21 protein-coding genes and 1 pseudogene are annotated in these 21,440 nt (G+C 44.0%); 9 read left to right on the top strand and 13 right to left on the bottom strand.

Translation table 11 applies throughout. The features are described 5' to 3' along the window. Positions 1 to 60 precede the first annotated feature (60 nt). From recO to ACST14_RS09715, 3 genes are read right to left on the bottom strand one after another with little or no spacing between them, the layout of a single operon-like run. Positions 61 to 738: a DNA repair protein RecO gene (recO, locus tag ACST14_RS09725; protein ID WP_459463029.1), complete on the bottom strand. Its 678-nt coding sequence runs from the start codon at positions 736 to 738 to the stop codon at positions 61 to 63. Continuing rightward, complete coding sequence (locus tag ACST14_RS09720) at positions 728 to 1,528, bottom strand: lysophospholipid acyltransferase family protein (RefSeq protein WP_459463027.1); 801 nt, start codon at positions 1,526 to 1,528, stop codon at positions 728 to 730. The genes recO and ACST14_RS09720 overlap by 11 nt, the downstream gene beginning before the upstream one ends. Then, positions 1,518 to 5,474 carry a hypothetical protein gene (locus ACST14_RS09715; RefSeq protein WP_459463025.1) on the bottom strand — a complete coding sequence of 1,319 codons (3,957 nt, stop codon included), beginning with the start codon at positions 5,472 to 5,474 and terminating at the stop codon, positions 1,518 to 1,520. Before ACST14_RS09715 ends, ACST14_RS09720 begins: the two co-directional genes overlap by 11 nt. Positions 5,475 to 5,508: 34 nt before the next feature. Here ACST14_RS09715 and ACST14_RS09710 point away from each other — a divergent pair, with 34 nt between their 5' ends. The 3 genes from ACST14_RS09710 to ACST14_RS09700 are packed head-to-tail and all read left to right on the top strand — an operon-like array spanning position 5,509 to position 6,772. Beyond that, positions 5,509 to 6,018 carry a KdsC family phosphatase gene (locus tag ACST14_RS09710; protein ID WP_459463023.1) on the top strand — a complete coding sequence of 170 codons (510 nt, stop codon included), beginning with the start codon at positions 5,509 to 5,511 and terminating at the stop codon, positions 6,016 to 6,018. Continuing rightward, positions 6,009 to 6,530 (top strand): gamma carbonic anhydrase family protein, encoded by a 522-nt coding sequence (locus ACST14_RS09705; RefSeq protein ID WP_459463021.1) that lies wholly within the window; start codon positions 6,009 to 6,011, stop codon positions 6,528 to 6,530. Before ACST14_RS09710 ends, ACST14_RS09705 begins: the two co-directional genes overlap by 10 nt. Then, positions 6,527 to 6,772, top strand: coding sequence for a VF530 family protein (locus tag ACST14_RS09700; protein ID WP_459463019.1), 246 nt, complete (start codon positions 6,527 to 6,529; stop codon positions 6,770 to 6,772). Before ACST14_RS09705 ends, ACST14_RS09700 begins: the two co-directional genes overlap by 4 nt. A 10-nt stretch (positions 6,773 to 6,782) precedes the next feature. Here the strand turns inward: ACST14_RS09700 and ACST14_RS09695 are convergent, their stop codons facing one another. Beyond that, positions 6,783 to 7,637: a bile acid:sodium symporter family protein gene (locus tag ACST14_RS09695; protein WP_459463017.1), complete on the bottom strand. Its 855-nt coding sequence runs from the start codon at positions 7,635 to 7,637 to the stop codon at positions 6,783 to 6,785. A 44-nt stretch (positions 7,638 to 7,681) separates the two neighbouring features. Here ACST14_RS09695 and ACST14_RS09690 point away from each other — a divergent pair, with 44 nt between their 5' ends. Next, entirely contained in the window at positions 7,682 to 8,497 is an 816-nt protein-coding gene (locus ACST14_RS09690) for a 1-acyl-sn-glycerol-3-phosphate acyltransferase (protein ID WP_459463015.1), read from the top strand. On the opposite strand, the gene ACST14_RS09685 is transcribed toward ACST14_RS09690, so the two are convergent. Next, positions 8,443 to 9,063, bottom strand: coding sequence for an alpha-ketoglutarate-dependent dioxygenase AlkB family protein (locus ACST14_RS09685; protein ID WP_459463014.1), 621 nt, complete (start codon positions 9,061 to 9,063; stop codon positions 8,443 to 8,445). The genes ACST14_RS09690 and ACST14_RS09685 overlap by 55 nt on opposite strands. Before the next feature lie 60 nt (positions 9,064 to 9,123). Between ACST14_RS09685 and ACST14_RS09680 the strand changes: the two are divergent. The 3 genes and pseudogenes from ACST14_RS09680 to ACST14_RS09670 all read left to right on the top strand — a co-directional run. Continuing rightward, a pseudogene (locus ACST14_RS09680) lies at positions 9,124 to 9,300 on the top strand (pentapeptide repeat-containing protein); the annotation flags it as partial. Between the two features lie 36 nt (positions 9,301 to 9,336). Continuing rightward, complete coding sequence (locus tag ACST14_RS09675; RefSeq protein ID WP_459463138.1) at positions 9,337 to 9,684, top strand: pentapeptide repeat-containing protein; 348 nt, start codon at positions 9,337 to 9,339, stop codon at positions 9,682 to 9,684. A 13-nt stretch (positions 9,685 to 9,697) separates the two neighbouring features. Continuing rightward, positions 9,698 to 11,179, top strand: coding sequence for a DUF1593 domain-containing protein (locus tag ACST14_RS09670; RefSeq protein ID WP_459463012.1), 1,482 nt, complete (start codon positions 9,698 to 9,700; stop codon positions 11,177 to 11,179). Here ACST14_RS09670 and ACST14_RS09665 read toward each other — a convergent pair. The 7 genes from ACST14_RS09665 to uxuA are packed head-to-tail and all read right to left on the bottom strand — an operon-like array spanning position 11,176 to position 18,386. Beyond that, positions 11,176 to 11,880 (bottom strand): DUF2490 domain-containing protein, encoded by a 705-nt coding sequence (locus ACST14_RS09665; protein ID WP_459463010.1) that lies wholly within the window; start codon positions 11,878 to 11,880, stop codon positions 11,176 to 11,178. The two genes, ACST14_RS09670 and ACST14_RS09665, sit on opposite strands and share 4 nt — an antisense overlap. Before the next feature lie 48 nt (positions 11,881 to 11,928). Further along, on the bottom strand, positions 11,929 to 12,990 hold the full coding sequence (locus ACST14_RS09660; RefSeq protein WP_459463008.1) for a formylglycine-generating enzyme family protein: 1,062 nt from the start codon (positions 12,988 to 12,990) through the stop codon (positions 11,929 to 11,931). Continuing rightward, positions 12,974 to 14,221, bottom strand: coding sequence for a YeiH family protein (locus ACST14_RS09655; RefSeq protein WP_459463006.1), 1,248 nt, complete (start codon positions 14,219 to 14,221; stop codon positions 12,974 to 12,976). The genes ACST14_RS09660 and ACST14_RS09655 overlap by 17 nt, the downstream gene beginning before the upstream one ends. Further along, positions 14,221 to 15,156: a 3-keto-disaccharide hydrolase gene (locus ACST14_RS09650; RefSeq protein ID WP_459463004.1), complete on the bottom strand. Its 936-nt coding sequence runs from the start codon at positions 15,154 to 15,156 to the stop codon at positions 14,221 to 14,223. Before ACST14_RS09650 ends, ACST14_RS09655 begins: the two co-directional genes overlap by 1 nt. 11 nt (positions 15,157 to 15,167) lie before the next feature. Then, a complete protein-coding gene (locus ACST14_RS09645) occupies positions 15,168 to 16,433 on the bottom strand; it encodes an MFS transporter (RefSeq protein ID WP_459463002.1) in 1,266 nt (421 codons plus the stop codon). After that, the gene (locus ACST14_RS09640; RefSeq protein ID WP_459463000.1) at positions 16,433 to 17,191 is read right to left on the bottom strand and encodes an SDR family NAD(P)-dependent oxidoreductase; all 759 of its coding nucleotides are present in this window, start codon (positions 17,189 to 17,191) and stop codon (positions 16,433 to 16,435) included. Before ACST14_RS09640 ends, ACST14_RS09645 begins: the two co-directional genes overlap by 1 nt. A gap of 10 nt (positions 17,192 to 17,201) precedes the next feature. Next, positions 17,202 to 18,386 (bottom strand): mannonate dehydratase, encoded by a 1,185-nt coding sequence (gene uxuA, locus ACST14_RS09635; RefSeq protein ID WP_459462998.1) that lies wholly within the window; start codon positions 18,384 to 18,386, stop codon positions 17,202 to 17,204. Positions 18,387 to 18,568: 182 nt separating this feature from the next. Between uxuA and ACST14_RS09630 the strand changes: the two genes are divergently transcribed. Then, a complete protein-coding gene (locus ACST14_RS09630) occupies positions 18,569 to 19,573 on the top strand; it encodes a Fic family protein (protein ID WP_459462996.1) in 1,005 nt (334 codons plus the stop codon). Between the two features lie 72 nt (positions 19,574 to 19,645). On the opposite strand, the gene ACST14_RS09625 is transcribed toward ACST14_RS09630, so the two are convergent. Next, positions 19,646 to 20,758, bottom strand: coding sequence for an AraC family transcriptional regulator (locus ACST14_RS09625; RefSeq protein WP_459462994.1), 1,113 nt, complete (start codon positions 20,756 to 20,758; stop codon positions 19,646 to 19,648). A 202-nt stretch (positions 20,759 to 20,960) separates the two neighbouring features. Between ACST14_RS09625 and ACST14_RS09620 the strand changes: the two genes are divergently transcribed. Further along, entirely contained in the window at positions 20,961 to 21,440 is a 480-nt protein-coding gene (locus ACST14_RS09620; protein WP_459462992.1) for a T9SS type A sorting domain-containing protein, read from the top strand.

The following is a 21,440-nucleotide window of genomic DNA, read 5'->3' as shown; positions in this document are numbered from 1 at the left end:
ATATTTTTAAATATAGTAGAAATAATTTTATTTGAAAAAAAATATAGTACTTACTATTTTTTAGGCTAATACTTCTTGTAATATTTGCAAGGAACGAATCTCTCCGAAGTTTTCCATGTGCAATTGATAATAATTTATCATCGCCGCTACTAATTCTTTACGCTCTGCCCGGTGCAGCACGATGGGATGACCATAATCTGCCTGAATCAATGCGTCCAGTCCCGCGAAGGTGGGGACGATGCACCCTGCCGCCTTTAATTGCTGGCAGAATTCCGCAGATGTGCTAGCGCCAAAACCCAAATAGGACGCTAATTGCCACAAAAACTGCAGGTGAAAGTTCTCAAAATGATCTACGGCTCGATCTAAATATTGCAATGATTGGCATAAAAACTCGAAAAGCACGGGATTCGCTTCTTCTTCTTTCAAGACTTTACTTAATACTTCAGATAAGAAAAGAGCGAGAGAAGACTTCGCAATATCAAAGGGGATTCCTTGGTAGGGAAAAGAGCATTTAGCTTCGGAGATGCGGTGCAAACCTTTTCCAGGCTTGTGGTAGACCTCTAAATCGAGCTGTGTGAGCGGCTGGAAGAGGGCCATTTTATGCTTGGCTTTGGCAGAACGAACCCCATTTTCGATATAAGAACAAATCCCTAATTCGGCCGTGTATACGTTTACTAATATCGAGGTTTCTCGATAACGCAGGTAGGAAATGACGATGCCTTGGGTTTTAGTTAACATGACTATCCGCCATCGGAATGCCGGTTTCATCCGAGATTCGCTGTAATATCTCTTCGATGGTGTCCGATTCTTTGAAGCGAATCGGGTCCTTGAATTCCACGCTTAAAGTCGTGTTTCGCTTCTTCAGAAAGAAGCCTTTCTTATCAAAAGCGCGTCTGAAGCCGTTGATTTGAACGGGAACGACAATGGGATTAGCGGCCTTAATTAAATGCGCCGTACCTTTTCTAATGGGCGCAAAAGGCCGCGTGGTTCCTTGTGGAAAACTGACAACCCACCCAAATGCGAGGCCTTTACTCACTTTTTCTTGTGCTTCTAAATCAACGTCGCGTTTCACATCCTGACCGTGTGCTCGCCAAGAGCGATTCACTAAAATCGCGCCGGCTAATGAAAATACTCTTGGGAGAAATCCGTCTTCTTTCATCGTTTCCGAAGCCGCCACGTAAAATAGTCGGGAGCGAGGTGCTAAAAGATAAAAGGGGAAACGAATGCTATTTTTTATCCGCCATTTCACGGAGAAAAAGATGTGATAAAAACAGATCACGTCCATGAAATAGGTTTGGTGATTCGACAGAAATAAGACGCCTTCACGTGGTAAATCCTCAATCTTTTCCGTTCCTTTAATTTCTGTACGATTATAAATGCTCAAGCGCGCATAAGTCAGCCAGCCTAAAACGAACACCACAATTCGCTTCATCCCGATCGGATTCCCAAAGGGATCGCGGCGCACCAAACCCCATCGGTCTAGGCAATCAAAAAACTGCTTTAAATATCGAATTCTCTTAAAATCCACCTGTTTTCTCTTTGCCTTTAGTGGCTGGTTTTGTTTTTGTTGGTTCTTTTTTCGCTGGCGCCTTCTTCACGGGAATCAAAGGTTTATAATACGATGTGAATCGTTTAACAAAAGCATTCTTTTCTTCCGCAGCGGCCTCCACGACTTTTATTCCGCCTTTTTTCTGTGTTTTCATCGACTCCCTGACTGTGGCAAGGAAGGAATTATCCGAAGAATAAACGCCTAACTCTCCCTCAAAATAAGCGAAATAATACCAAAGATCTTCCGATAATTCCCAATAGGCGTAAAACTCCTCCTTATTTGGCTTCTTCACTACCTCCATAAATCCTTTAATTGTTGCGTTCACATCCACTGGCCCCACATTAATCAGTGGTAAATCGCCAATGGAATAAAAAGCGCTCAAATTAGGGGACCAGGCCCATTTTACAGACGAAAAATTAATCATACTCGCAAATTCCGGATCGACTTTGTCTAAGGCGATGTGTTCGCGATCCATCTTTGTTTTGACAGATTCCGTCAATTTCTTCCCTAAAATAGGTTCCACTCTTTTCAGATATTCATCCCGATTCTCCGGTTCATCCGCCGCAGCTGTTTGCAAACCTTCATCTAGATTATAGCGCACAATACGGTCGCCCATTTTAGCGAGGATAGGAACAGGTACCTGGAATTGCAAACTGAGCCAGGATTCGATGCGCGGAATTAAGGTATCCAGCGACATGGAAATCTTGCCAAAAGACCGTACCAGCTTATTCCCCGTAAACAATTGAACCATACCATCCGTGTCTACCCGCTTTTTAGGGATGGATAAATGCATCTGGGATTCCGCATTTTTGATGCTATATACTTCGGAGGCTTCCGTCACTTCTCCCGCTGCTTTAAACAAGACCGGATCGTCTTCATTCGACATAGGCCCTAAGAAAGACGGGTATAATTTATTGTCTGCATTCACGAAAATTCCGGCGGTCACCGAGCGTCCAAGTTCATCTTTTAACTCATCGTTCACCACAATTCCTTTTGAATTTGCGAAAGGAATCCAAGCCGTTTTAAACTTCAATGTGCCTAATAAGGGACGAATGGAGCCTTTGAATTCTAAACTCGGTTTTTCTGATAGAAAATAGACATCCCCTTTAAACTCTTGATGTGAAGTCAGTTTCAGTGGCGTCTTCTCGATATAGCGCGCCTCTGCACGTATTCCTTCGGGAAGAAAATCGAAGTTCTTCATGGGAATTACTAAACTATCGCTTCCTTCAACTGGCAATAAATACGACGCGGTTCCTGTAAATCGAAGTGCATTAGCGGTGACGGTATTAATGTTTGCCAAAACATGGCCATTTACGGTTGCCCTCGCACCGGATAATGATTTGAATTGCCCACTTTTCGCGATGGCTAGCAGGCCTTTCGCTGGATAAACCGTGGCCGGCCCTATTTCTATTTCTTTTACTCCTTCTAGCGATAACACTTCTGAAACTTGATCTAAAATACCCGATTTGGCCAAAATAGGCCCTGATTTTACAGCAGAATCCAGCGATTGTAATTCGAGTTTTTGGAGCTTAATTTTCTGATTTTTTTGTTCCCAAATAGCCCCCGAATAAGTCGTTTTATACTTTTGAATAGGCAAAATGACTTGCGTCTCCTCCACCGGTTTGAAGGCTAGGTTCACTGCTCCTGGTACCGCTTCGATGGCGATTCTTTCCGCGATAAATACCGGTTTCTTTAGGCCTATCGAGAGCGAAGCGTCTTTCGATTTCCAAGTGGCCGGTTGGAAATAAAACAATTCCGATTGCAATTTCCCGTCCCCTAAGGTTATCTCGCCCTTTCCAAAAACCTCCTTCTGATGCATCCATACCGGCCCCTCTAATTGCAATTGATTTCCATAGAGCGCGAAAGAGTTTTTCTCCGGATAAACAGCAAGCGAATCCTCCTTAGGTAACCAGGTAAAGCGATGCGCTGGAAGGGTGGCAATGGGACCTTTCTTATTAGCCATTTCGCCTAATTTTCCTCCTAGACCCGTACTGACTAACGAATCTGGATACAAGAAAGCCTCTTTCGTAGCTGACTGAAAACCCGCTATTGAAAAGGTTCCAGCGGTGTGTAAGCCCTTTTTATCCATTTCGAGAGGCTCACTTAGCACTAAAGTTCCTTTCTTTTGATAAATGGCTAATGGAGATTTTTGAAAATAAGTAAAGCCAAAACTTTGGTCCGGCTTCAACACCAATTGCGTGTTTAAAGGAGGCAAAAGTCCGGGGGAATTGAACGTACCGATGAAAACAGGGGCCTTTTTAGTCAGACTATCTAACGCAATGGACGGAACTTTAAAATAATACCTTGATTCATACACCCCTTTTGCGCGCCAGGGCTCATCGAAATGAGCCGTCATTCCATTCGGGATGAGTAGTTTAGGGTATTCTGCAACACCGAAACGTCCGGATTTATTGCCTGGCGCACTCAAAATGATGGAACCCGATTCGTATCGAAATTGGCCTCCAAATTCTTTTGATTGGCCTTTTGGGATGAAAGTAATGGAATCGATTTTCGTGAATTGTGCCGTAAAATCATTGAATTTAAAGGCAAAATCTGGCCCGCGGAAACGGTAATCCCCGATCTTGATTTCTCCCAGGAAATTAAAGTCTCGCCCTTTTTGGAAGGTCAAAGCCTCATCATACGGAATAAATTCCGCCTTCAATGAGTCCGAAATCATCACCTGCTGAATTCCCCTGATCCGTAATTTCTTTTCCACTAAATCGAGGCTCATGGAGGCCGAATCTGCATCTAATCGATCTCCCATGGAGGCCGCATAAAAGGTGTCAAAATCCTTTTTCTCATAGGCCACCCGCGCATAATGCTTCCCTTGATTAGTGAAAGAAATTTGATCGTCCTCTATCTTCATATAGCCCGCCTCCACGAAAGACTGAAAGCCCGATTGAATCTGTTCCGGCTTGCGATTCACCAAGACCGCGAGATCCCCGATGGTAGCTGTTTCTGTTTTATTCTCCACTAAATAGCGGTATAGGATCCGTATGGGACTATAATTCAACAGCCCCTGTAATTCTTGGATCCGTCCGTAATTATAATAATCCTTCGATTCGACCCAAGCGGGTACCTGATTTCTGCCCAGAATCTGGTAGAAATCGATGCGCTTTTCTTTCACGCGCAACACCCCTAAATCCACTGACATTCGTATCTCGTGAAAAGTGTCTTCGAACAAAGATGGGTTCGTGGCGCCGGGTAATTTTTTAAAATGGAAGGTCTGATTTTTAGGATACCACTGACCTGACAGTTTGCCTCTAAATAGCGAATCTGAATCGCTTAAGGAGCTAGACCAACGTCCCTCTGGCACTATAATCGATGAGTCTGGCAGGAACCAAATCAGCGGAGCAGACATCGTCCCCAAACTTCCAAAACGCAATCGGGCGTCGCCCGTTAGTCCTTTGCCATAGTCCTTGAATAGGGGTTTGCCTTCTACTTCCCAGCCCTCCCCTTTCATTTTAACTAATTCTGTGGCCTTGAATTCAAAGCTAAATAATTTGCTTTTACGTCTTAGTGTGAGAGTTCCATCCCCCTTAATCGTATTTTCATTTTCTATCCAATTCCCTGATGAGAAGCATAAAATACCATTTGCAGGCTCTAATAGAAGGGAATCAAATTTTAAAAGCGCTTTATTATGCCCCAGTTTCTCGCCGGTAATTTCTCCGCCTTTTGCTAACCCTAAATTCGATGTAGGAAGCCACTGGAATTCCGATACCTGAAAAACAAGACTATCGTTCGCAATGCGATATGAAATCTCTGACGGGCCCCACTGATTTTTTTCAACCTGGGTTCCATTCACCCGAATAACATAAGGGCCTACCTGAATTTTTTGCGCAGAAAGGCCAAAACTCAGGGCGAGTATAAAAAATAGGATGCGAAACAAAGACGACGTATTCTGCATAAACGGATAAAAATACATAAAATATTCAGATATTTGGGTCAAATTAATTCCTATGTCTAACGTACTTTCCTTATTTAAAAATATAAAAGCCTTCATTTTTGACGTCGATGGGGTGATGACGGATGGCAATGTTCACGTGCTCGAAACAGGTGAACACTTCCGCACCTTCTATATCCGAGATGGCTATGCGCTTGAAAAAGCACGCGAGGCGAATTACACGATGTGCGTCATCACGGGAGGAAGTCATGCAGGGGTAAAAAAGCGCTTAGAAAACCTAAAATTTCAGCACATCTATTTCGGCTTAGGCGGGAAAGATAAGTTAGAAACCTACCTAGAATTATTGTCTAAACTTGGGGTCAAAGAAAACGAAATTCTCTACATGGGGGACGATATGGCCGATTTGAAGATACTTTCACGTCTGGATATTTTAAGTACTTGTCCGGCAGATGCGATCCCTGAATTGCATCAAGTCGTGAAATACGTTTCACCTTTCAATGGTGGGCGCGGTGCGGTTAGAGATGTGATTGAAAAAGTACTGAAACTACAAGGAAAATGGGCTTAATCTTACCTGTAAAAGGAATATCGCCTTCTTTAGGAGAAGAAAATTGGGTAGCTCCCAATGCCACCATTGTGGGCAATGTGCGCACCGGAAATCATTGTACGATATGGTTCAATGCAGTGGTGCGCGGGGATGTGAATGCGATCAGCATTGGGAATTATACCAATATTCAAGATGGCGCCGTGATTCATTGCACCTTTGAAAAAACCGTCACCACCATAGGCGACTACGTTTCCATCGCGCACAATGCGATCGTACATGGTTGTACCATTGAAGATAATGTGCTCATCGGAATGGGGGCGATCGTGATGGACAATGCCTACATTGAATCCGGAAGTATCGTCGCGGCTGGAGCCGTCGTGACCCAAGGAACTCGAGTTCCGGCAGGAACTATTTATGCGGGAAATCCAGCCAAATATTTAAAAGAGGTGAGCCCGGATGCGGCGGAAGTGTTCAAACGTACCGCCTATAATTATGTGGAGTACGCCTCTTGGTTTTCTAATCCATCCATATGAGCAACGATCCCTTACACGGTGTAACACTTGAAACAATCTTAACTGATCTTGTTGATCTATTAGGTTGGGAAGAGATGGCACGCAAGATTCGCATTAATTGTTTTGCGAGTGATCCGAGTATCAAATCGAGTTTGACTTTCTTGCGCAAGACGCCTTGGGCGAGGGCGAAGGTGGAGACGCTGTATATTTGGAATGTTAAAAAGATCGAAAAGAAAAGGGCTAGCTCGGAGTCCGCAGACTAGTTTCGAAGATTTAGTTTCGCAGGTTCACCAGCCACCCAAAAACAGCCGCTGTTATAAACATGATGATGCTATAAATCACCGCTGGAATCGTCATCGTTCCATTTCCTATCACATTTAAGGCTATAAAAATGGCTAACGTTCCATTGTGAATGCCTATTTCCATCCCTATTGCGATGGCTTGCTTCTTATTTAAATTCAGTAAACGCGGCAGATAATATCCAATCGAAAGACAGGCCACATTAAATAAAAGGCAGGCTAAGCCTACGGTTTGAATATCGTACATCAAGTGATCGCGTTCTTTCCATCCAGCTAAAAAGATGATCAAGGCGAGGAAAATGGCAGACAACATTTTCACTGGCGCTTCTAATCGCGCGGAGAATCCGGGTGCTTTTTTTCGAATGATCATTCCAATCGAAACGGGTAAAATCACGATCATACAAACTTCTAACACTTTCGAGAATTGCAAGGGTATGTACGCATCCTGTTGCATCAATAGCTTCATCGAAAGATTCACGATAAAGGCAATCGAAATGACGGAAAGAATACTATTTAGGGCGGTGAGGGTGACATTGAGGGCGACGTCGCCTTTGGCAATATGCGAATAAAGATTCGCGGAAGGACCTCCGGGAGCGGCTGCTAAAAGCATTAAACCTACGGCTAATTCAGCGGGTAGATCTAAAGCTTTCACGATGAAAAAACAGATGATAGGCAAGAGAATCATCTGAGTGCCCAATCCTATAATGACTGCTTTGGGGTATTCGTAGACCCGTTTAAAATCTGCGATGGTAAGCGATAAGCCTAAGCCCGTCATAATAATGGCGAGGGCGATGGGCATTAAAACGACAGAGAGAAAGTTTGCTTGCATGCGATATTTTTTAAACCTTGCGGTGCTTAAAATTATAAAAATCTTTGATCTTTCTCTTAAAAATATTGGTTCGTTTTGCGCTACGTATTTTTTGCCCGTCCATCGTGGTGAAAAATGCGGAGCTAATGAACACGAAAGGTCCCGTTTTATTGGTCGTTAACCACCCAGATTCGTTTTTGGACGCGGTCATCATAGGCGCTCTGTATCCTCGAAAAATCAACTATTTAGCCAGGGGAGATGTGTTCAGAAATCCTGTTTTCGGGTTTCTATTAAGACAATTAAACATGATACCGGTATTTCGCCAAAGAGAGGGGAAAGAGCATTTGCACCTCAATGCAAGCGCGTTCAGTCAGGCCGTACATTGCCTTCGTAATGATGGAATTGTACTGATTTTCATCGAAGGAATTTGCCTCAATACCCACGATTTGCAGCCTTTTAAGAAGGGGGCTAGTCGGATTTTGGAAAGCGCTCATGCGGAAGGGATATTCCCGATTGTTCAAATTGCGGGGATTGGCTATTCGAGTTTTACGGCTTTTGGGAAAGGGATTCACTTAGCTTTTGAGAATTTGTCGTGGACCACACCCATCAGAGAAGCAGCCGATCGCGTACGTTTTAATACAGTCGTTTTTGAGAAGATGGAACGCTTGATCAAAGTGCCGGTGCATCCCGGGTTCGCTCGTGGTTTACTCTATTATTTTGCTTTACCGCTTTATATCCCCGTGAGAGCTTTTGCCTACGCGAAGACAAAAGGAACTGTTTTTTTTGACTCTGTGCTTTTTGCGCTTTTGCTTTTCAGCTTCCCCGCTTATATTGCGCTTGTCGTGACGATCGTTCTGAAAGTCAAATTGATTCTAGGTTGATGAATTTTCGTGCTGGGCGGCAAACGGTGCAACCAGTGGGTTTGGGTTTCGCCCTTCATGACTAATAAACTTCCGGCTTCTAAAAAGACGTCGATTTTATCGCTGGATTTCTTGTGCTTGAAACAGAATTTTCTTTCTGCCCCAAAGCTGAGCGAAGCAATCGCCCCATTTTTTCGCAAATCTTTTTCGCCATCACTGTGCCAGGCCATGCCTTCAGAGCCGTCGTGGTAGAGATTCAATAAACAGGAATTATAGGTTTCGCCGGAATGCTTTTCAGCGAGGCTTTTTAAATACTGCAATTCCGATGTCCACGGTAATGCGGTCTTCGTGGTTTTACTATACGTATAAGAAAAAGGCTGGTCGCCGTACCAAGCTACCTTGCGTTTGGTGATAATACGCTTGCCATAAATGACGGCTTCGTCGTTACGCCATTCGATATTTTCGAGCAATGCCTTTGTGATCTCGAGCGCTTCTGATGGCGTCACAATTTTCCCGTAATAATTCACGACTCCATCAGCTGGAAGCAAATTCGTGGACGGATCAGCAGGAAAATCGAAGAGTTCCATTTTTAGTAAAAAGGGTCGTAGTACTAGCGTAAAAATAGGAAAATATCCCTAATTTGCGGCATGGACATGCCTTATATCGTCGATCAAAAATTCGAGAAACAAAGTAAGCTCGCCCCAGGCGAATACGAACATTGCCTTTTCAAAAACTGTACTTTCGAGTCAGCTGATTTTCAAAATTTTCAGTTCGTCGATTGTAGCTTCGAGTCTTGTAATCTTAGTTTGGTCAAAATCAGCGGGGCTTCGTTACAAAAGGTTCATTTCAAAGACTGCAAAATGCAGGGCCTTCGATTCGAAGCTTGCAATCCATTTCTATTCGAAGTGAGTTTCGAATCTTGCGTGTTAAACCTGTCTTCTTTTTATCAAATCAAGGGGAAGAAAACAAAGTTCGCGGGTTGCTCTTTACACGAAGTGGACTTCACAGAAGCGGATTTCACGGAGGCTACATTCGATCATTGCGATCTGACAGGTGCTCTTTTTGACCAGACAAATGTGAGCAAAGCGGACTTCCGAAGCGCCTTCAATTACGTCATTCATCCCAGCATTAATCAAATCAAAAAAGCGAAGTTTTCACCAGATGGTTTAGCCGGTTTATTGCAGGGCTTTGGCATACATATATCCTAAAATTTATCCTAAGATGAAAAAAATCCTACTCCTGCTACTAGTGAGCGCGTCTCTTTTTGCGAAAGGCCGATATCCTAGAACGATCGTCACTACCGACGGCGAGATTGATGACGTGGATACTTTCATTCGGATGCTCCTTTATTCGAACGAATACCAGCTGGAGGGTTTAGTTTACTCGAGCTCGATGTGGCATTATAAAGGCGACGGAAAAGGAACGAAATTTACATCTGAAATGGAGATGACGCGTACTATGTATGGAGCCAAAACCGATCTCCGCTGGCCAGGCGTTAACTGGATTCAAGACCTATTGAAGGCTTATGCACAAGTGCATCCAAATTTGATTTTGCACGATAAAAACTACCCTGCACCTGCTTACTTAAACAGTTTAGTGAAGGTGGGAAATATTGATTTTGAGGGGGAGATGGAGCAGGTAACCGAGGGTTCAGAATGGATTAAAATGAAACTGCTGGATACTGATCCGGAGCCCATTTACTTGCAGGCTTGGGGTGGAACGAATACCATTGCGCGCGCTTTGAAATCGATCGAAGAGCAGTTTGCGGGAAAGCCAGGCTGGGACGCATTGAAAGATAAAGTCTCGAAAAAAGCCATCATCTATACCGTTATGGATCAAGATGCGACTTATAAAAAGTACATTGGTGGACATTGGCCAGAGATTCGGGTCATTTACAATGCCCACCAGTTTGGCAGTTTTGCTTATCCATGGCAGCGCATGATGCCCAAGGCGACTCAGCCCTATTTTGAGGGGACGTACATGGGACCGAAGATTATTCAAAATCACGGACCGCTTTTACAGATGTATTATTCCTATGGTGATGGCCAAAAACAGCCCGGTGATGACGAGCACATTCACGGCGACCCTACTAAATTAACCAATGCCCAATGGGGTTCGTTCAAGCCCTATGACTTTATTTCCGAGGGAGATTCTCCGGCATTTTTACACCTGGTGGATGTGGGATTGAATAATTTGAATAACCCGTATTTTGGGGGTTGGGGTGGTCGATTCGTAGTAGCAGAAGGAAATCCGTTTCGTTTTGAGGATAACGAAAAGTCAGCAGATTTTAACCCGGAGACAGGGAAATTAGACATTAATTATTCCCAAACCCGCTGGTTAATCGCCGCGCAAGAAGATTTCGCGGCACGCGCGGATTGGTGTGTAAAATCGTTCAAAGAGGCAAACCACGCGCCGCAAATTACGGTGAAAGAGGGAATGTATGCTTTAGCAAAAGCAGGGGCGAAACTAACGCTGAATGTGACCTCGAGAGATCCGGATGGACATACGGTGAAGCTGAAGGTTTGGCCCTATCCTGAGGCTGGATCCGGCAAAGCAGAGGCGACATTAGTAGAGGGCCGCCTCCAAGTAACACTTCCATCTAGTGCAAAAAAAGGCGAGACCTATCACGTCGTGGTGGAGGGGACCGATACGGGTTCGCCGGCATTGACGAGGTATCGACGCGTGGTGGTGACTATTTACTAAAGTCGGTGATATACCATAATGCTTACAATACTCCGATCATAATAATTCAAATTAGGTCGTTGCTGAAAAGAGTGTAAATACCCTACATCAACTGTTAAATTCGATCGAATAGGAATACTCAATCCAGCAAACATCCGGTGTTGATCCAATCTATTTGCCGGATTTTCTTGCTCAGCATTCAATAAAATTTCTGTATTCACTTTTCCTTGTATTTGCTTAATTAAAGGAAAAAAGGCCTGAATTCGGTACCTAAAACGGTAATTACTAAAATTAATCGCCTCCCCTAATTCCGTACGCGAAGCATTAGTCTCTTGATTAAACCTCATCTCTGAGCGAATGCGGTGATCTATTCGAAACGAACCCCAATTATGCCGGTAAGAAATATCCACATGTGGACGGTACTCCGGAACGGCTAATCGATTTGATTCTAAAGGGTTATTGGAGGTATTCCAAAACACGGCAGCACCGGCAGAAATATCCCAATTCTTTTTTAGTACTCGATGCACATGTGCCCGAAATGCCATTTGGTGATGCACTAAAGGATCTACAAAATGACGGGTGTGCACTTCGCCTTGAACATACCATTGATTGTTAATGGGATAGGTCAAATAATATCCATACCAAACCTGCGATTGATGCTCAATATTCGACTGTGCAAAAAGAGTAAAAAGAGGGGCTAAAAAGAAAAACACATACTTCATTTGCCAAAATTACTATATATTCTATAAAAACCATAGACAATATATTCTTTAATCTTTCACACAACGAAAACCTGTGTGTTGTAAGCCCGAATCAGGGCTGGACTTCATCCGTGCGGAGCTGCGGTAGCTGGAACAATAGCCGTCATTGCAAAGGAATGATCCCCCGCGCATGACGCGTTTGGGGACGCCTGGTTCATCGGGATCGTTGCTTGTCGCTGGACCTTTGGGATTAATCACCAGACTCTTTTTATAATAATCATTGCGGTACCAATCCGAGCACCATTCCCAGACATTACCGGCGGTATCATACAATCCGTATCCATTCGCAGGATACGATTTCGCGGGTGCAGTAGTGGTTTTATATCCGTCCAAAGCCTGATCTTCATACGGAAAATGGCCTTGAAAACTATTCGCTTTGTAGGGCGCATTATTCACCGACTCATTTCCCCACGGATAAATTTTATCCTTCAACCCGCCGCGGGTGGCCCACTCCCACTCTGCCTCTGTGGGCAAACGTTTTCCAGCCCAACGGGCATAGGCCGACGCGTCGTCCCAGGAAACATGTACGACTGGGTGATTTTCGCGGCCTACCAAGTTTGACTCTGGACCCTCCGGATGTTTCCAATCTGCGCCTTGTATAAATTGCCACCACTGGGAGTAGTCATTCAAATCAACCGGACCGGTGGTAGCGACAAATACGAGGGAAGCAGGGGCTAAAAGAGAATCGGCTGGCTTAGGTGTTCCGGCGGGAACTTGTTTAGCTAATTCCGCCCAATCAATGGCCTTTTCAGCAGTCGTAACATAGCCAGTTGCTTTTACAAAGGCCGCAAAAGCAGCATTTGTTACCTCTGTTTCATCCATCCAAAAAGCCTTCACCTGTACTTTGTGAATGGGATATTCATCGGCGCGTCCTTGGGCATCGTGCGAACCCATGGAGAAAATGCCAGCAGGAATTCGCTTCATTCCGGCAGTAGATTTCAGAGAAGACTTAGGGGTAGCGAGTTGCTTAACCGATAGACGTTTAGGGATAGGAACGTGACAAATTGGGATTTTGGCCTGACTGAAAACAGCCAGGCTAATCACCAATAAAAAACTAGTTAAATAATACATAAGCCACCGCTAATGTCACGAACACATTAAAGAGTTGTGCAATTAAAAAAGCGTACAAAGGCTTCTTCCCTTCTTTCGAAAAAAGGTCCGCAAACTTCGTTTCTAAACCGATGCTAGTGAAGGCCAAAGCAAACCACAAACCTTGTAAAGATTTGAATCCGCCTTTCACCGTTTCAATCGTTTCTGACGAAATGACGAAAGAGAAAAGAAGAGAAGCGGCGATGAAACCTAACACGAACTTAGGGAAGCGCTCCCAGATGATTCCCACCGTAGGCTTGCTTTCCTTTACGGTGTCGGACTGGTTATTAGTCATCGTCCAATAGATCGAAATGGCGAAGGCCGCGAATCCAAGAAGGACGTTTTGTGAGAATTTCACAATCGTGGAAATCTTCAAGGCCTCCTCTCCTACCATCGTTCCCGAGGCAATTACTGCACCGGTTGTATCAATCGTACCGCCTAACCAAGCGCCAGTCACCGCTTGAGAAAGACCCAAAGCCTGAGCTATAAAAGGCAAGAAAATGATCATCGGAATCGCCGTAATCAAGACGATGGAGATTACGTAAGAAAGCTTTTTGGAGTCGCCTTTAATGGCTCCAGAGGTTGCAATCGCCGCTGAAACACCGCAAATGGACACCGCACTGGAAATCATGATGGCGAACTCTTCGTCGATGCCCATTTTTTTGGAAATCCAAAAAGCGAAATACCAAACCGAAATAACAACCACCAATGCTTGAATTAAACCGAGCGATCCGGCTTTTAATATATCCCCAAAAATCACGCTCGTTCCTAATAAAATCAAACCAATTTTCACAAACAATTCTGTCGAAAGCGTCACTGTTAACCACGCCGGCAAGGTGAAGAAATTGCTTAGCAACAAACCAATTGTTAAGCTAAAGATCACCGCTTCTAGGTTCCAGTTTTTCAAGAAGGCGTTGCCCGCTAAAACTAATGCCAATGAGGTAAGGACAAAAACAATCGGAAAACCTTTTGCGGTTCCTGCCACACTTTTGCCCAAAACACTCGCCGCCAATAACGCAATCACGTAAGTGAAAACAAAGATCTGGGCGAGCTTCACTAGGTTACCCACCGTGAGCACTTTTTCAGTTAAATCCGAGGTCGATTCCCAGCCGAATGAAGGACTTGGAATTTTGATCCCCGTTAGGGCTAGACCGATGATTAAAAAGCCTAAAAGGACAACTGTCCAATCTTCAGTTAATGCTAATTTCTTCATTATTTTGCTGGCGTCAAGACGATGTTTCTATATTCCACCGGACCGTGATCGCCTTGCATCATGATAGGACCCGGTGCCGCTTCGTCACTGTCCATCGCGCCGCCTGTGATGCCGGGGATGTTTTGTTCGACGATGACTTTTTGACCATTTAAGGTAACGGAGACTTTACGCCCCACTAAGGTGATGTCATAAGTCTGCCATTCGCCTGAAGGTTTTGCTGCTTGGAAAAGGGGATCGATAAAGCCATAAATTCCGCCTAAATAGATATTGTAAGGCGATTTTCCGTAGCTATCTTCCACTTGTGCCTCGTAACGTCCGCGTAAATACACGCCGCTATTACTTCCTGCAGGCAAGCGGAATTCGATGTGTAATTTAAAGTCGTTGAACTTTTGTTCTGTGCAAATATTCGCTCCCGATTCTGGACTTTTTAATGATCCATTCTCTACGATCCATTGGTTTTTAGGCCCTAAAGCTTTCCATCCCGTTAAATCTTTGCCATTAAATAAGGTAATCGGTTTGTCCCAAACTGGTTCCGCAGATCTCCATAAAGAGGGAGCAGGAACACCAGTGAAGGCCATCGCTTTGCCGTTTGGTTTTACAATCGTACCGGTTAATTTCCCGTCTTTCAAATCTCCCTCGAAAAACATATAGGGATCGAATTTATCCCATTGTGGCGGAATTTTAAAGGAGATGTGGCCGTCTTTAAAAAACACTTCTGAGATAGGACGAGCAGAACCGCCATCCCCCACAAAACGACCAGTCAACGTTTTAAGCCCTGAGTGGCGCACTTCTAACCAAGAAGGTGCGGTAGAAACTCCGCCATTGCGGTTTTCCATGGATACATTTAAGTCCCAAGCCCCTTCGAGAGGATGGTGCTCATCCTGCGCAAAAGCGCTTCCAGATAAGGCTAATAAAGCAAATAATAATTTTTTCATTGTTGAAAGGTTTAAGATTGAACGGCTTGCATTTTAGGCGAGATGAAATGAATCAATAACCACGCAAACAAATACGCACAGCCGCAAGCAACAAATATAACATTATATCCTGCTGACAAAGCATTATCAGCTTTATAAGAATCTAAAATCACTCCGATAATGTAGGGGAAAATCACACCGCCTAATGAACCTGCTAGGCCACCGATACCCACGACGGAGGAAACGGCGTGTTTGGGAAACATATCTGACACCGTCGTAAAAATATTCGCTGACCACGCCTGGTGTGCAGACGCCGCTAGGCTAATTAAGAATACCGCCTGCCAAATATCCGTCGCCCAGCGTGCCCCAATAATGGGAACCGCACACAGCGCAAAGAAGAACATCGAATACTTCCGTGCTTTGTATACGGGCCAACCCTTCTTCATCAACCAACCCGAAATGTAACCTCCGCCAATACTTCCGATGGAAGTGCAAGTAAATAAAATAGCCAAATGCAGACTAGGCTTTTTCAAGTCCAGCGCGAAGGTCGTCGAGAAATAAGAGGGTAACCAAAACAAGAAAAACCACCAAATGGGATCCGTGAAGAACTTACCTACGATGAAGACCCAGGTTTGGCGGTAACCAAAAAGTTTACTCCAAGCGATGGGCTTCACTTCGGTCGTCTCATCTTCTGACTGAATGTGTGCCAGCTCTTCTTTCGTTACTGAAGTGTGCTTCGATGGAATTTCGTAAAACACCCACCACAAAATCAACCAAATAAATCCGATCGCCCCCGTAATAAGAAAGGCCTCCTCCCAGCCATAAGCTCCTAAAATCCAAGGCACCATGATGGGCGCGACCATCGCCCCGATGTTTGCACCGGAATTAAAAATGCCCGTGGCTAAGGCGCGTTCTCTCTTCGGGAACCACTCTGCCACCGTCTTAATCGCGGCCGGAAAATTCCCCGCCTCCCCAGCTCCTAAAGCGGCGCGTGCCGCGCCGAATCCGAAGGTAGTCTTCGCCAAGGCATGCGCCATCGCCGCGAAAGACCAGATGACGATGGAGATGGCATAACCCATTTTAGAACCGATCTTATCGATCACCTTCCCAAAAGCCAACAATCCCAGCGCATAAGACGCCGTAAAACACATAACGATGAAGCTGTAATCCGTCTCCGACCAGTTCAATTCCTTCTCCAGCGTGGGCTTTAACAAGCCGATCACCTGGCGATCTAAATAGTTAATCGTCGTCGCAAAAAACAAGAGGGCGACCACGACCCAGCGGTAATTTCCTTTCATTAGAATCCAATTGAATTCCCGCCGTCAACCGGGATTGAGACGCCTGTTACGTAATTTGATGCATCCGAAGCTAAATAAACCGCTGCCCAACCGATGTCTTCTGGTTTCCCAAAATACCCCATCGGCGTGCGATCCATCGCCTTGTGTTTCCGATCCGGATCTGAATTCATCGCGGTCCGACTCATCGCCGTTTCAATAAATCCGGGCGCGATCGCATTCACGCGAACCCCTTTGCCAGACCATTCCGATGCCAATACTCTGACTAATCCATAGATCCCGGTTTTCGAAGATGCATAGGCAGCCACGCGATCGATTCCGTAGTAAGCCGCCATCGAAGAAATCATGATGATAGATCCTTTGCCGCGCTCGAGCATGTGCTTGCCCACTTCGCGTGTCAAGGCAAAAACAGCGTTCAAGTTTACATTAATAATATTCGCAAAATCGTCATCCGAAACTTCGACTGCAGGACGCTTCATGTTGATGCCTGCGTTGTTTACGAGGATGTCGATGGCGCCGTGCCGCGCAACGAGTTCCGCAACTAGCTGTGAAGTCAAGCTCAAATCAGCCACATCATTCACCGCATAATGTGCCCCTTTTCCCAGGTTTGCGACTGCTTCTTTTAGCACGTCTTCGCGGCGACCCGTGATGATGACCGTGGCTCCGGATGCTAAAAAGCATTTTGCGATGTCGAATCCGATTCCGGTTCCGCCGCCCGTGATGAGCGCCACGCGCCCCTGTAATGAGAATGGTTGTTGCATCTTATTTTTTCTAATGTAAAGTGGAGCGAATCGCTAATTCTAGTCCACGTATTTCCGCCAAACCGCGCAATCTTCCGATTGCCGAATAGCCTGGATAGGTTTTCTTTTTTAAATCATCTAACATTTGGTGACCGTGGTCTGGGCGCATGGGAATCTCCGCTCCGCCTCTTCTTTTTTCTTCTTCCACGACCGCTTTCACTACCTCGAACATATCCACATCCCCCGTTAAATGCGGTGCCTCGTGGAAAATTAAGGGATCGTTTTGTTCCCGTAAAGTAGTGCGCAAATGCATAAAATGAATGCGATCTGCAAAGCGGCGAATCATCTTCGGTAAATCATTATCCGCTCGAACGCCTAGTGATCCTGTGCAAAATGTAATTCCATTCGCACGCTCTGGCGACGCGTCCATTAATAAAGCTAAATCAGCTTCCGTACTCACCACGCGTGGCAAGCCTAACAAAGGGAAAGGAGGATCATCCGGATGGATGCATAAATTAATGCCTAATTCCTGTGCCAAAGGCGCAATAGATCGCACAAAGTAGTGCAAATTTTCCCGCAATTGATCCCCAGATATGTCGCGGTATTCGTCTAATAGACTTTGGAAATTCTCTAAATGAAAGGCCTCCTCTGAACCAGGAAGGCCTAATAGCGCCGTATTTTTTAACTCCGCTTTTTCTTCGTTCGACATGGAAGCAAACCGCTGAGCGGCCGCCTCTTGAACGCTTAAAGTATAATCCGCTTCAGCACCCGGGCGTTGTAAAATATGCAAATCAAACACCGCGAAATCCGTCCAAACAAAGCGCAATGCCCGCGCCCCATCCGGCATCTCGAAATTCAGTTTCGTCCTCGACCAATCCAAGACGGGCATGAAATTATAGCATACGGTTTTGATTCCGCAGGCAGCCAGATTTCGTAAAGACGTTTTGTAATTTTCAATCAGCTGAGCGCGCGATGGCAAGGCTTTCTTAATCCCCTCGTGCACCGGAAGTGATTCCACGACCGACCAATGCAAAGGTGTCCACTCCTTGTTTCCGGCTTGAATAATTGAAATGCGCTCTTGAATAGCTTCGATAGGCCAAACTTCCCCCACCGGGATTTGGTGCAAGGCAGTCACGACTCCGGTACAACCTGCTTGACGAATATCCATCAAGGAAACCGGGTCGTTCGGTCCGAACCAACGCATCGTGTGTATCATGTAAATTAGTTAATAGACTTATTACTAAAGTGCAAAATGCACAAAATTTACTGGATTTCTAGTGGGTTTAGAGGGGGATATTAATAACAGATAAGAACATTTATCGAATATATTATCGTATATTTACGGATATTTACGTATATAATTCGATGAAAATAAATAACCTCCAACTCGACATTGACATGAAAATTTTGTCTGAAATAGCTAAAATCGATCGATTTGATGCAGCTTGGACAAACTTTGAAAAACGCGAAGGGGACTCCTTGAAACAATTAAAGTCAATCGCAACTGTTCAGAGTGTAGGGGCGTCAACCCGCATTGAAGGATCCCGTATGACAGATGATGAGGTAGAGGTGCTTATCAAAAGAATTGAGATTTCGGCTTTTGAGGAAAGGGATCAGCAAGAAGTGGCGGGATATTTTGAAACACTAGACACAATTTCTGAACATTTTGCCTCCATTGAAATTACTGAAAATCAAGTAATGGGTTTACACAGTTTGTTGATGAAATATGGCGACAAAGATGTTTGGCATAGAGGCAAATTTAAGCAGGTCAGCAATACCGTAGAAGCAAATTTAGCAGACGGGAGCAAGCAAGTCATTTTCAAAACAAGCGAGCCCGGCCTTAGGACGCAAGATGATATGATTCGTTTATTTAACTGGTACCACACCGACCAGGAAACGGTTCCCCTCATTAAAGTGGCCGTATTTGTCTATGAATTTTTAAGCATTCACCCCTTTCAAGACGGCAATGGACGGTTAAGTAGGTTACTAGGTAGTCTTCTACTTTTAAAAAATGGCTATTCTTGGATTCAATATATCAGCTTTGAAAACGAGATCGAAAACAGAAAATCGGCTTATTACAAAGTGCTGATGGATACGCAGCGCAATAGGCCCGGGGAAAATATTACCGAATGGCTACGCTTTTTCTTGAGTTGCCTGAGTCATATTCAGAACAATTTAATGTTAAAACTAGACCAACGAAAAATGGATAATGCCGCTGCAAATCAACGAGAGCGCAAAATTCTATTCTTCATCGAAAACCACCCAGGAAGCAGATCAGGTGAGATTTCAAGTAAGCTAGACATACCGCTACCCACGGCAAAGAAAACGCTGGCGGAATTAGTAGAAAAGAAATTGCTTTATAAGGAAGGGGTGGGTAGGGGAACGGCGTATTTTTTGATTTAAATTATAATTCAATTCCTAATCGCCTCATAAATCGGGCTTTTTTGAGGCGATTAGCGAAATTAATCGACGCATTTATAAATTCACCTTTATCCACTCTATAGGTGTGACACCGTGTTCAGCCTTGAAGGCTAAATAAAAGGCTGATTTACTCTTAAATCCAGATTTTGAAGCAATCCCCTCGATAGAGGTGTTCAAGTGAGCCCCTTTAATAAATAAGGAGATAGCGTAATCAATCCGTAATTTATTACGATACACGGGGAAGGACACCTGCAGTTGCTTATTAAAGCAATTTGTAACGCGCACGTGAGGAATATTTAGGGCTCTAGAAATATCATGTAGAGAGAAGCTATCCTTAAGGTAAGGTTTACTATCACTTATGTAGGCAATAATGCGATCAAGATTTGCCGTGCTACTATCTACTCCTTCCTTTTTTAAGCTATCACTAAAAGTGATTTTTAGCGCTTGATTAAAACGCGAAAATATACTGGGATTTTCATTTTCGCCATATAAAAAACTAGGAAATAAAAAGAAACTAAGGGGGAATATGAGTAGCACTAAAAAATGAGACTGATTGAACACATAGGAACTAGCATTGTAATGGATTTGATAGTAATAATAAATTGCTAACAGAAAGTATGTCAATATGGTAATCACACAAACTGTCACTGCTTTACTTAACAATACGGATACCTTCTTTCTCAAGATTTGGCTCCCCTTAAACTTAAATTGATATGCATAATAAATGGAATAGACCGCGTAAGAAAAATTTGAAATCATGAAAAAGAATTTCTGAATTTTGCCCTGAAAAAATAAATACGGGACAGAGGTATACTTACTCTGAGAGCCATAGCGCATAAAATTAATCAGATCTATTTTTTCTGCCAAAGGCAAAGCGTAATAAGGAATTGAGTTAATAAATACAAGTACGAAGGGAATCAAGTGAATGAGTGCAAAGGCACTATAATCGATTTTCCCCTTAATGATGGACCTAAAATAATAATAAAGACAGGGACCAATTAATGCATAAATGGCATCCCAATACGTATATATATATACGATAAAGTCAGCACTTCCCTTCGAATAAAATACCAATAAAGTCATTTGGCGAAGGCTTGTAGCAATAATTAAAATAACTAAATAGACGACTCCTTTATTTTGATTCCAATGTTTAATCAAAATGATCATAGATATAAATACGACCAGAAGAATGGAGGAAAACATGATCAGTTTGAAATTTGGTTACTATCAAATGTAGTATTTAAATAATTTAAACACACAAAATTATAATCAGGTAGTTGTGTGGTAATAATTTATCGGAACTTCTTCCCCTCTTAAATAAGTTTAATCCTCTCTCATAAGCTCTTTTTTTGCAGATTATTATACTGTCATGCTGCTAAGAATTGTGCTTTTTACCCTACTTTCTTTCGTGTGTTTCGCCCAAACGAACCCCATAAAAATCTCCACCCTATCCTCCGGCATAGGTAGCACGAGCTATTTGCAATCAATCGGTCAGTCGTCGGTGGTTACCGGAACTAGTTCCGCTGGAAAATACGTGATGCGCCAGGGTTTTCTGCAGCCGTCGTCTCGTGCAATGGGTCGTTCTATAGAGCCGGTTTCGCTTATTACTTTAGAAACCTTCCCGAACCCATTCGTTTCTTCTTTTCGCTTGAAACTTTCTCGCGCTAGTTCGTCTGTTTCGACTGTCGAACTGTATTCCATTGATGGACTACGTGTCTGGTCCGGAGAAATCGCTGCGAATCTAAGCGAAGTCCAGCTCCTTGAATTTGATCGCCTGCGTACAGGAAAATACATATTACGTCTTGTTACTAACAACCAAGTAATCACTAAACAACTCATTAAAGATTAA

This window comes from Aquirufa sp. A-Brett2-15D (assembly GCF_054558735.1).
The sequence above is the reverse complement of the archived record's forward strand: the minus strand, read 5'-3'. Positions and strand labels throughout refer to the sequence as shown.